10 protein-coding genes are annotated in these 11,424 nt (G+C 40.3%); 2 read left to right on the top strand and 8 right to left on the bottom strand.

Annotated features, from left to right (window positions below; all coding sequences use genetic code 11):
* Positions 1-15: 15 nt before the first annotated feature.
* Positions 16-2,889 carry a DUF2339 domain-containing protein gene (locus DK207_RS06110; protein WP_109440407.1) on the top strand — a complete coding sequence of 958 codons (2,874 nt, stop codon included), beginning with the start codon at positions 16-18 and terminating at the stop codon, positions 2,887-2,889.
* On the opposite strand, the gene DK207_RS06105 is transcribed toward DK207_RS06110, so the two are convergent.
* On the bottom strand, positions 2,890-3,807 hold the full coding sequence (locus DK207_RS06105; protein WP_109440406.1) for a mechanosensitive ion channel family protein: 918 nt from the start codon (positions 3,805-3,807) through the stop codon (positions 2,890-2,892).
* Positions 3,808-3,816: 9 nt separating this feature from the next.
* Positions 3,817-4,635, bottom strand: a complete 819-nt coding sequence (locus DK207_RS06100) for a hypothetical protein (RefSeq protein ID WP_109440405.1) — start codon at positions 4,633-4,635, stop codon at positions 3,817-3,819.
* Positions 4,636-4,728: 93 nt separating this feature from the next.
* Between DK207_RS06100 and gspE the strand changes: the two genes are divergently transcribed.
* Positions 4,729-6,219, top strand: a complete 1,491-nt coding sequence (gene gspE, locus DK207_RS06095; protein WP_109440404.1) for a type II secretion system ATPase GspE — start codon at positions 4,729-4,731, stop codon at positions 6,217-6,219.
* Positions 6,220-6,279: 60 nt separating this feature from the next.
* Here the strand turns inward: gspE and DK207_RS06090 are convergent, their stop codons facing one another.
* The 6 genes from DK207_RS06090 to DK207_RS06065 form a co-directional block, all read right to left on the bottom strand.
* On the bottom strand, positions 6,280-6,711 hold the full coding sequence (locus DK207_RS06090; RefSeq protein WP_109440403.1) for an organic hydroperoxide resistance protein: 432 nt from the start codon (positions 6,709-6,711) through the stop codon (positions 6,280-6,282).
* A gap of 335 nt (positions 6,712-7,046) precedes the next feature.
* Positions 7,047-7,409 carry a DUF4951 domain-containing protein gene (locus DK207_RS06085; protein ID WP_109440402.1) on the bottom strand — a complete coding sequence of 121 codons (363 nt, stop codon included), beginning with the start codon at positions 7,407-7,409 and terminating at the stop codon, positions 7,047-7,049.
* Positions 7,410-7,598: 189 nt separating this feature from the next.
* Positions 7,599-8,423, bottom strand: coding sequence for a carbon-nitrogen hydrolase family protein (locus DK207_RS06080; RefSeq protein WP_109440401.1), 825 nt, complete (start codon positions 8,421-8,423; stop codon positions 7,599-7,601).
* 28 nt (positions 8,424-8,451) lie between these two features.
* Entirely contained in the window at positions 8,452-8,973 is a 522-nt protein-coding gene (gene gigB / locus DK207_RS06075; RefSeq protein WP_004637990.1) for an anti-anti-sigma factor GigB, read from the bottom strand.
* Positions 8,974-9,075: 102 nt separating this feature from the next.
* A complete protein-coding gene (gene gigA, locus DK207_RS06070; protein WP_109440400.1) occupies positions 9,076-10,044 on the bottom strand; it encodes an RsbU family protein phosphatase GigA in 969 nt (322 codons plus the stop codon).
* Between the two features lie 130 nt (positions 10,045-10,174).
* Positions 10,175-11,074, bottom strand: a complete 900-nt coding sequence (locus DK207_RS06065; protein WP_109440399.1) for a VacJ family lipoprotein — start codon at positions 11,072-11,074, stop codon at positions 10,175-10,177.
* Positions 11,075-11,424: the final 350 nt, after the last annotated feature.

The following is an 11,424-nucleotide window of genomic DNA, read 5'->3' as shown; positions in this document are numbered from 1 at the left end:
TATTGATCTAAGCCTATGTATAAAAAAGATAAACAGGGAATTATTATTGTTCTAATTGCTTTGACTGTTTTGTTGGGTTGCGCTGTTACTTTTCAGTGGCAAGCAACAATTGTTGCAGCAGCAATTGGTTTAACTGTCGTTATTGTGCACATTCTTTCTGAGATTCATCAGCGTTTACGCCAATTGGAACAGGCTGCACCCAGTTATTTCGTCCAAACGGCGAGTATTACTGTTCAACGAATCGTTATATATAGTGCTTCACTGATTGCACTTTTTGCTTATGCAAATACGTGGATGTGGTTGGCTGGGGGGGCGCTATTGGTACTCATCCTGCGTCTGATTCAAACCATAAGTGCATTTCAAACGCGACTTTTACATTTAGAGCAATATCATCAGGTCCAATCTAAAACGGAAACTCTTACGAAGACGCCTGTACTACCTCAAGCTCAAGACTCCTTGATCCAAGAGCCATTCCCACAACCTACATTATCCGCGTCGGAACCACAAACACAACAACCTGCATGGATGCGTGCTGGTGATCAGCAACCAGTTCATCATCAAGCTTTGCAATCTTCTATCGATGAAACGCGTTCAGAACAATTCAAACAACCAGTTTGGTGGCAACCTGCAGCGGATTGGATGATGCATGGCAATCCTATTTTACGTGTAGCCGTGGCTGTACTCATGGTTGGGGTTATATTATTGCTCCGATTTGCAAGTGAACATTGGCAGTTAAGTTTGGGTGCTAAGCTTGGTTTTATTGCCAGTGCTGGAGGTATAACGATATTTGTAGGATATGCATTACAAAAGAAAAATCAGTTATTTGCAGTGGCTTTACAAGGTGTGGGGTTAGCGATTGTTTTTCTGACTTTGATTTTCTCTCATCATTTTAGTGTGATTGCGAGCCTAACAAGCGCAAGTATTTTATTTGTTGTCCTGCTATCGCTTACTGTTTATCTCAGTTTGAAACAACGAGCTTTGTATTTGGCATTATTGGCATTGACCATGGCTTATTTGGCACCGTTGGTGATTCCACAACAACATCCAGATGTAATTTTTTTATTTTCTTATTATTTCCTTATTAACCTTGCTGTTGCCGCTGTTAATTTTATTCAGCCTTGGAAAATTCTGCATCAAATTGCTTTTTTTGCCACGATGTTAATCGGAGGTGCTGTGATTGGTATTTATGCTGATCGACAACAATTTAATACCCTTGATATTATTCTCTGGCTGCATATTGCGTTATTTATTTGGCTGAGTGTTCGTTATAGTCAGTTGATGTTGCGTGCACAAAATCAGTCCATTGATTCAAAGTCTGAAATACAAGGTTTGCAGCCGATTTTAGATATTGGGTTGATTTTTAGTGTGCCGGTATTGGGTTTTTCTTTACATGCTTATCTAATGCATAACTCGACCCAAGCATTGACTTGGGGTGCTGTTGCCCTTGCCTTGATTTATCTGGGCTTAAATATCTGGATTAAGCGCCAATATCCACAGCTTTCAATTTTGGCAAAAAGTTTTTTTATTCTCGCCGTGGTGTTTTTGGCGCTGATTTTCCCTTTAGCCAAAGGCGCCCATTGGACTTCAACGGGGTGGGTAATCCAAGGGACTGCTTTAATTGTTTGGGGCGTGACGGAACGCTATCGTCTTAGCCGTTATATTGGTGTCATCTTGGTGCTGTTAAGTTCAGTGGCATTAATTTTTCAAGTGTGGTCAACTGAGCAGTTTCCAATTTTGAGTACTGTGATTTATGCATTGGCTCAATTTATTTCAGCATTTTATTTACTGCATTATCAAGAAGTAGAGAAGTACTTCAGTGCGCGTATGCTCAGTGGCATATTTGTTATTTTGGGGATGTATGCGGGGGCTATTGCAGGTGTAGAGTTTATGCAATGGCAACAACATGGTTTGAGTCCATATTTAGCCATCGCTACAGGATTACTTGCACTTTACAGCTTACTTGTTGACTATAAAAAACGAGTCCGTTGGGATCGGATTCAGTTGATCTTATTGGCTGGTTTATTGGTTCTACTTTATGGCGCGAGTTTTGCTGCCAATGTATATGCAGTATGGCATTGGCCAAGTGCTTTAAGTCAGACCACTTTTGCAGTGGCAGCAGTACTACTTAGCCTGTTGTTACTTCGTCTCAAGTTTTCTGATTCCAAAATGTTTACAGATATTTGGTCAACCTTGGTGTGGTTAAGTCTAGCTATTGTTGGTTTAGCCTTATTTCCAGTGATGCCGATTATCGCACTTGCAATTGTTCCACTTCTCTATGGTCTGTGGTCGTTTAGCTCAAAACGGATGCACTTACTTCACCAACTACCTGTTTGGTGCTTAACCCTGTTTTGGTTGTTGTTGGTTAGTTTAGATCCTTATTCTGCAGAGCAATACTACTTTCTCCCACTTTTAAACTTTACCGATATTCTCTCGTTGTCCATGTTTGCTGGTCTGATATGGATTATTTATCACCATGATTTCAGTACCGAACGTTCAATTGAATGGAGCTTCAAAGTCTCGACGATTTTGATGGGATTATTGGTCTTGAGTAGTGTGGTGGTGCGAGCAATGCATCATTATTTCAATACTCCATTATGGAGTGTGGAGATTTGGTCGAATGGTGATGTGCAATTAAGCTTAACGTTGCTTTGGGTTATTTTGGCATTTATTTTGATGACTTTTTCTAGTCGCCGTCATATTCGTCAGATTTGGTTTGTGGGAGCGGCATTATTGGGAATCGTGGTTGCTAAGTTGTTATTACTGGACCTTTCACAAAGTGGTACATTGACGCGAGTCATATCATTTATTGGTTCAGGGGCAATTATGTTGGTGATTGCTTATTTAGCCCCATTGCCACCTACGTTTGAGGAGAATCGAAAAGAGAACTGATCAGCTCTCTTTCGGCTCTTTTTTGAGTGCTTTTTGATTCGCGTATTGATCGATCTCATCATTTTCTAAAGGTTGAGGTCGGTCAATTAAGCCCATTTTAGGTACTGGAATCTCGATTGAATTTTCCAAAAAGCCATTACGAACCCGTTCTTGCATTTCATCACGTACTTTCAATGCATTTTCCTGGCGACACCATACTGAAAATAAAAGTTCGATGGTTGATTCTCTAAATGCAGTGACAGCGACTGCGGGTTTAGGATCATCCATAACCAGCGGATATTTTGTAGCAACTTCCAACAGGACTTGTCTGACTTTAATAATATCTTCATGGAAATTAATCGCCAAAGTGATGGGAATCCTACGTAACGGATACTTCGATAAGTTCATCACTGGGGTTCGAATCAGCTGTTCATTGGGGAGTCGGATGTAGACGTTATCCAAAGTCAGAAGTTTGACGGATAAAAGGTCGATTGAGATGACTTCACCTTCAATGGTCTGTCCACGAATGAGCGTGATTTGAATGGTATCACCCACTTCAAATGAACCTTCACCAATCAAAAATAGACCGCTAATCAAGTTGGTGGCAGAGGTTTGAGAAGCAAAACCCAAAGCTACAGTTAAGATACCCGCTGCACCTAAGAATACACTGAGTTTAAAGCCAGCTTCTCTCAAACTGGTCATAATGAATAACAGAAAAATAAAGTAGAAAATACCTCTACGCCAAAGTAAACGTTGGTGCGCATTGAAACGGCTACCAATCGTACGGATAAAGGCATTTGAGACCAGTCGTGCAATCACAAAACCGATAAAACACAAAATAATCGCAACCGCGATTTCACTGAGTCGTTCAAAGTTGATATTGGTGAAAATATTAGTGAGGTTACTAGCAACATCTTTTGGAATATTAGTATCTGGCATAGCAACCTCTTAAAAGAATGAATCAAACATATTTAAAAAAGTACTATTAGGTGAACGAGGTGGATGAATATACGTGACTTCACCCGCCTGATGTGGCGTTCGATTTTCAATTCGAATACGTACTAACTCTGCACCATCATAATAAACCTTAATTTTTGAGGTCCATAATCTTCCAGTGCCTTCACTAAAGAAGAGCGGCAGGGCTGGAACGGGTACATTCATTCGATCAAAACGTAATTGATGATGGCTGGTGTTGTGGAACTCAATCGGTGTAACTGCTCGAAAGGCACGAGGGGGTAATAAATTGAGATCGGTACGACCATCAACTGAGGTGGCATAACAGACTTCACCATGTTGGGGACTTTTACCAAACCATGTGTCTTTAGGCTGAATCACGGGGATATCGAATAACGGTTCTGTTAAACCGTCTACCAAGCCCGCGATCCATAAGGGCGTGCTGATATAGAGTGTGCCACGCTGACCCGCAGGAATATAAATCGGATCGACGGGTTTAATTACCACAGATCGATCTGCTAAGCGCGGCATTAAATGAAAGCTATCATTGGTTTTGTGAAACATATAGCGTTCAATTTTTGCAGGGTGCGGCATCGCAAACTCTGTATCTAGCAACGCTTGCCATTGCTGCTCATAGTCATGCTGAGATTGAGGGCGATGATATTCTAAACGCCATTCTTTGATTCCACGGGTAAGGCGGAAGAGCAATGAACCGAATTGCCAAGCTTTGGCTTGTTGAATATCGAATTTTTGTTCGCCCCACCACTTCAAACTGTTTGAATGTGGAGTTTCGTATTGATTATTTTGAGACAAGATGCAAAATTCCTTTGTGAGTATGCTAAACAGACTTCACGCTGTAATCTGCTTAGAGTACACTCAATACTTTCTCTTATCATTATTTGTGTGATGCAAATACTTAAACAAATACAAATTCCTTATAGTTTTGCCAAACGTCATGGTGTTTTGTTCCGTTACGAAGGTGATCAAGTTTTTATTGTGCGACGTAAGGATACTGCGCGAATTGCTTTGCAGGAAGCACGACGAATTTTGGGGAAATCGGGGCATGACCAGTTGTGTACCGATCAAGAATTTCATGCCTTGCTGAGCTCGAGCTTTGCAGGGGATACAGGTGAGTCGCAGCAAGTTGCGGCAGGCTTGGAAGATCATCCTGATTTATTGAGCCTTGCTGATCAAGTGCCTGAGGCCGAAGACTTGATGGATCAAGAGGATGATGCACCAATTGTCAGATTGATCAATGCATTATTGTCCGAAGCCATTCGAGTCAGTGCGTCCGATATTCATATTGAGGCTTTCGAGAAAAAGCTTTCAGTTCGTTTACGTGTTGATGGCCAACTTCGAGAAATCGTGCAGCCACGCCGTGAATTGGCACCGCTATTGGTCTCGCGTATCAAAGTCATGGCAAAGTTGGATATCGCTGAAAAACGTATTCCGCAAGATGGTCGTATTTCATTAAGGCTTGCTGGACGGGAAGTGGATGTGCGTGTTTCTACTTTGCCATCATCGCATGGTGAGCGTGTGGTGATGCGTTTGCTGGATAAGCAGGCTGGGCGTTTAAATATGACCCATTTAGGCTTGATGCAAAATGATTATGAACGCTTGACTCAGTTAGTGCATCGACCTCATGGCATTATTTTGGTGACGGGGCCCACTGGTTCGGGAAAAACAACCACCTTATATGCAGCCTTATCTGACTTGAATGACAATACTCGTAATATCCTGACAGCAGAAGATCCAATCGAATATCAATTGGAAGGCATTGGACAAACACAAGTAAATACCAAGGTGGATATGACCTTTGCGCGTGCGCTTAAAGCCATGTTGCGTCAAGATCCTGATGTGGTGATGGTGGGGGAGATTCGTGACTTAGAAACTGCTGAGATTGCAGTGCAAGCCTCTTTAACTGGTCACTTGGTGTTGTCAACGCTACATACCAATACCGCAATTGGTGCGGTAACACGGTTAAAAGATATGGGCATTGAACCATTCTTGCTAGCAAGCTCATTGATTGGTGTGATCGCACAGCGTCTTGTTCGTACCTTGTGTCCACATTGCGTGACTTGGCGTAAAGCAGATGCTTTTGAGCGACAGGTCTTTCAGCATTTAAAAGTAGATGAACACATGGAGCTGCCAGAACCACATGGATGTGACAAATGTTCACATGTTGGTTTTAGTGGACGAACCGCGATTTATGAAATTGTTCCTGTCGATGAGTCAATGCGTCGTTTGATTCATGGTAATGCTGCTGAGTACGAGTTGGAAAATTATGCGCGTCGACAAGCTGCATCTATTCGTGATGATGGCTTGTTAAAGGTTTTAGCAGGCAAGACGACCTTAGAGGAAGTTTTACGTGTTACCAATGAAGCTGCGGAAGAGTAGCTTTTAGGGAGAGTTATCAAAAAACAGCATGAAATATCATGCTGTTTTTTATTCATGTGCTTAAGCGGTTACGATATTAAAATTCACATCAATATTATTACGTGTCGCATTTGAATAAGGGCATACGATATGCGCTGCTTGGACAAGTTGTTCAGCCTCAGCCTGTTCTAAGCCAACTAGATACACATTCAATGTAACTTCGATTCCAAAACCATCTGGAATGGGACCAATTCCAACTTCACCCTCGACATAAGCATCTGGAGTAATTTTTAATTTATCGCGGTTTGCGACAAACTTCATAGCACCTAAGAAACACGCTGAATAACCAGCAGCAAAAAGTTGCTCTGGATTGGTTACTTCACCACCAGCGCCACCCATTTCTTTAGGAACACCTAGTTTGACATCCAATATGCCATCAGAAGATGTGGCACGCCCATCACGACCACCAGTCGCTTTTGCTTTTGCACGATAAACAACTTTTTCAAGAGACATAATTCTTATTCCTAAATATTATTCAATGTATTTGATCGTACGTGACCAAAAATAAAATACAAGTGAGTAAACGTTGTAGAAATTACCATTTTAGGTACTTATGATTGTTGCGGGAAGATGAGTATTTGTAAGCATTGTTGCTATTATACGCATAGATGTAGGTACTTCATTTCACTATTTTGAATCTAATGAGTGACGAATTTTTGAGTGTAAATAAGTGGTGTTTGATATTTAAAGGTTGTAATTGATCTTTTAACCTCTTTTTCTCAGTCGTTAACGTAAAAGCATAAGAGCTGAAATTTATGAGAATAGTCAAAAGGAGATTTAAAGAACAACTACCATAGTTCTGCAATTTTTTTCATAAGGCGAGCACGATAACGCGCCGTTGGGTTGTTGGTATTATTCTGGACTTCTTTTTCGTAGTATTGTTGCCAAGCACGGATCATTTCTAGTGTGGTACCTTTTTGTTTAATAATGACCACATCTTCGCGCTGAATATAATCTAGACGCTGTCTCGCACCTTCTGGGCCTGTACCCCAGCCAATAACCCACTGACCAAATGCATTTAAAGATAAATTTTGTGGGGTCATCGACTGACTGGATGCAGTTGTTGTCTCGTGTGTATTTTCATCTAATGATGTTGCATGTAGCTGAGTAGTAGCCCCAAGAAATAAAAATACTGCAATCAATCTAAACATGAATAAAAGCTTAAAATAAAAAGTGGTCGTGAGTAGCATCTAAGACAAAGAACAATTTTTGCTTTGATTCTATGTCATATAATCATTTGTATTAAATCACGATTTTAATCCTAACATATAGCTGAAACTTGACCAGTTCAGTCAGATTAAAGTTTTTAAATTTTGCGTATCACATTTTTGAATAAATAACTAATACGTTAATAATCGACGGTGTTGCATTAATGGCATTGAGAGGCGAACAGTATTTTGCTCAACGAGATCAATTGCACTGGTGATTAAAGCGTGCCCTTCAGTGTTTAGCATTTGCAGGAGTTGTCCACGGCTATCGGTAATGCCTGAATGACCCCATGTTTGACGTTGTTGACCATGCCAACCTTGTTGTGCGGCACCTAGAACATAACATTGACTATCCATCGCACGTGCTTGAAGGAGTAGTTGCCAATGCAACTGACCTGTAGTGTAAGTAAACGCCGCAGGTGCAGTTAAAATATTAGCGCCTTGCTGTCGCAACGTTAAAGCTAGCTCAGGAAAGCGAAGATCATAGCAGACCATGAGACCAATGTTGCCGAAAGGAGTTTTAGCAATCACCACTTCATCGCCAGGTTCAAAGAACTTTGACTCTTGATAGCCGCCGATAGCATCACCGACTTGAACATCAAACAAGTGTATCTTGTCGTATCGGGCTTCGGTACCTTCTGGGCTAATACATAAACTTACGGTGCGAACACGACCATCGGAAATGATTGAACCGTCAGGACGATAAGGACAAGGCAAAGTACCTGCAATAATCCAGATCTGATGGCGATGTGCCAAATCTTCTAAACGCTTTTGAATACTTTCAAATTGTTCTGCAGTCTGGCGTTGTTTACCCGCAGCAAAACAAACAAAGTTTTCAGGAAAAACGATCAGCTCAGCAGCTTGATCCTTACTTTGTTGAATCAAAGATTCGATGACAGAGAAATTTGCTTCAATGTCATCTTGGGAGTTCATTTGTGCAACGGAAAGTAAGGTCATAAGCAAGCCGAAATATTTAATTTAACGATTAAGCATTTTGCTTATGATCGTCGTTACTCAAGCAATCTTGTTCTTTTTGCAGCTGTTTAACCAGTGGTTCAAACATATTTTGGTTGTTTTCATTTAAACGCATCAGAGTTTTGTGTGCATCAAGCACAGTGTTTAACATGGCACTGTGCGTGACATGTTCTTCTGTAAGCTCCAAAGTGCATACGTTTGGATCACCACAATAATTCAAAATCACAAATACTTGCCCTAAGCCCATACTGTTGGCCAAGGTCGTAATATCTGGATTAGTTGAAAGCATGACAGCCTGTATGTTGTGAGCTTGCTTAAGTTTTAAACCTAACTTTGCCAGTATGCCTAAAACAGTACTGTCAATAAATGTAGTTTGGGTTAAGTCAACGATTGCACCAACAACATTTTGCTGCTGTTCAATTCGGTTGAGTAGTTTGTCTAGACTTATACAAGAGTGAGCACGCACTTCGCCAATAAGCTTGAAAATATGCGTTCCGTTCAAACTTGCATATTCAACATGACCTGTTGACATATAAATGCCATTTTCAGAGAAAGGATATAAAATTATCCCATAGTGATATTCTAGACACAAGTACTTGGATGCTGTGACTTAGTTAAAATGTTGATTTTAAAATTAATTCAATCGACAAAGACTTAGGATTGCAATATCGTCAGCGACGTGTTCAGGAGCTTTGAAAGCATTGTTTTGAAGGTGCTCAACCAATTGATTGAACTGATCATTGAGTCTGCCATCATAGGGTTCTAAGGCACCATCTGAACATAAAATAAACCGTGCCTGAGGGCTGAGTATGCAATGATGTTCTTCTACTTCTAGTTCCTCAGTAAGACCTAAAGGGAAACTACTGGTGGTTAAAATTTGGGGAGGTTGATTAGGTTCGAAAATAATCGGAGGTGGGTAGTGTCCCGCACTAGACCAACGAACCTCATGGGTAACCAAGTTTAGAATACCCGCCACCATGGTAATATGTTTTTCAATATTCTCTTGCACCAACATAGCATTCAGCTTTTTAATCAGTTGGCTTGGTGTCTTTGAACGACCATGGAAGGCCGCCATCCAAGAAGTCAATAAGCTACTCGTCACACCATGCCCAGACACATCAGCAAGATAAAATAAGACTTCTTCATCATTTAAACGCCAATAATCATACCAATCCCCTGATAAATAGGCAGAGGGCTGGAAAAATGATTCAAATTGATAATTTGGAAGTTCGATTGGGTTGGGCAATAAGCGCTTTTGTAATTCTGCTGCTGAAGGCAAATCTCGGCTATCTTGATTACGTTTGTATTGGGCATCAATTTTAAATAAAGCATGTTTCGGATTTTTAGGCAGACTGTCCCACATCCAGCCAGCCAAAGCCCCCATTTCCCAAGCTTGAGCAAGGGCAGCGCCTTCATGCTCAAAAGCAAGAACAATGGTCGGTAGTTTCCACTGATATTTTAAAAAATCTTGTACATCTGCAATTGCAATAATCGTTTGATCGTATAAATCCAAATCATGAACTTGAATGGTCTGTAGAGTGGGTAACTCTGTTAAAGCCTGATCTAAGTAAGGTATTGAGCGCGTAGGTTGGATGAAATACATAGACGAATAGTCAATCCTTTGGGTGATCATTTTTTAATTCATCATAGATGAAAGATGACCTAAAACATAGTGTTACTATAGTCGAAATGACATAGTAACACTGAAGTTTGTAAGACAATATATTAATCAATTATTCAGCATCACTATCAAGTGAAGTGTCTTCCTCAAAATCATCTTCGCCATTAACGAAGGAAATATCATTTACATCACCGCGTTTCTCTGCGATTTGGAAAGCTTTACGTTGTAAATAAAAATCACGAATCATTGAATATTTATCGCCTCTAAGCGTTTCTTCAAGTTCTAAAAGCTGTGAGCGTGTATCAATAACTTGGAGGACATTAGTTGACCAATAAATACCGTCTTGATCATCAAGCAAATATTTTTGTGGGCGACCAAAACTATCAGCTGCTAAGCCAGCACCATCACGGAAAGTACTTGGTCCAAAAAAAGGCAACATGACATAAGGACCAGAAGGGACACCATAATAGCCTAGTGTTACACCAAAACTTTCTTCTTCAGTCTGAAGACCAAGGCGGCGGGCAGGGTCAGCGAAACCTAAAGTTGTTAACGTGTTGATCGTAAAGCGACCTAAAGTTTTTGCTGCACGGCTAGGTTTGCCTTGAATGATTTGATTCACAGCATTCCAAGGTTCGCCTAAATTTTTTCTAAATTGGCGATAAGGACTACGAACAGGTTCTGGAACTTTAGCAGCGTATTGTATAGCCACAGGTTTGAGTAAATTACGATCTAGAGTATCGTTAAAAATAAAGATTTTGCGGTTCAGGCCTTGTAAAGGATCTTTTACCTCATCAGGTTGGGCTGCATTTGCATTTACTTTTAAATCATCTTTAGTTAAATGTTTTAAATCTTTGATGGCTTGAATTGTTGTCTGTTTTTGAGTTGTCGCTGTTGGAGATGCCGTTGATTTTATTGCTGAGCTTGTTGCATCTGTCAATTCATTCTGAGCAAATACGGATGAACATGCCCCAGCAGTTAATAACCCAAGCAAGATAAAATTGGAGTAATGCATATAAATCCTTAATCGCTTTGAGCGAAATACTGTCATAAAGTGATTGCGTCACTCAACGCAATAGCTATGTAAAAGGAATACGATTTAATTATTCACCCTTTATTAAAGCAAATTCACTAACAAAATATAAGAAGAAATGTAAATTTGATCTAAAAACGTTCACTTGATAATAAAAATTAGGAAAGGGTGTTGCAAAGGGATGAGAATGCTGTAGAATGCACATCCATCGGCGGTGATGCAGATAAAAACTTGTTGATAAACAAGGATTTGGCTTTAGTGGTTGGATTTTTGGTTTGATTGATAAGTTTTAAAAATATCTAAATTACCTGTTGACTTTTAAGAGATTGAGA

The organism is Acinetobacter haemolyticus (assembly GCF_900406815.1).
Classification (GTDB): Bacteria; Pseudomonadota; Gammaproteobacteria; order Pseudomonadales; family Moraxellaceae; genus Acinetobacter; species Acinetobacter haemolyticus_A.
The sequence above is the reverse complement of the archived record's forward strand: the minus strand, read 5'-3'. Positions and strand labels throughout refer to the sequence as shown.

Bases quoted from the DNA above. Each gene is read 5' to 3' on its own strand.
- DK207_RS06110 (WP_109440407.1), top strand. From the start codon at position 16: ATGTATAAAAAAGATAAACAGGGAATTATTATTGTTCTAATTGCTTTG.
- DK207_RS06105 (WP_109440406.1), bottom strand. From the start codon at position 3,807: ATGCCAGATACTAATATTCCAAAAGATGTTGCTAGTAACCTCACTAAT.
- gspE (WP_109440404.1), top strand. From the start codon at position 4,729: ATGCAAATACTTAAACAAATACAAATTCCTTATAGTTTTGCCAAACGT.
- DK207_RS06090 (WP_109440403.1), bottom strand. From the start codon at position 6,711: ATGTCTCTTGAAAAAGTTGTTTATCGTGCAAAAGCAAAAGCGACTGGT.
- DK207_RS06085 (WP_109440402.1), bottom strand. From the start codon at position 7,409: ATGTTTAGATTGATTGCAGTATTTTTATTTCTTGGGGCTACTACTCAG.
- DK207_RS06080 (WP_109440401.1), bottom strand. From the start codon at position 8,423: ATGACCTTACTTTCCGTTGCACAAATGAACTCCCAAGATGACATTGAA.
- gigB (WP_004637990.1), bottom strand. From the start codon at position 8,973: ATGTCAACAGGTCATGTTGAATATGCAAGTTTGAACGGAACGCATATT.
- gigA (WP_109440400.1), bottom strand. From the start codon at position 10,044: ATGTATTTCATCCAACCTACGCGCTCAATACCTTACTTAGATCAGGCT.
- DK207_RS06065 (WP_109440399.1), bottom strand. From the start codon at position 11,074: ATGCATTACTCCAATTTTATCTTGCTTGGGTTATTAACTGCTGGGGCA.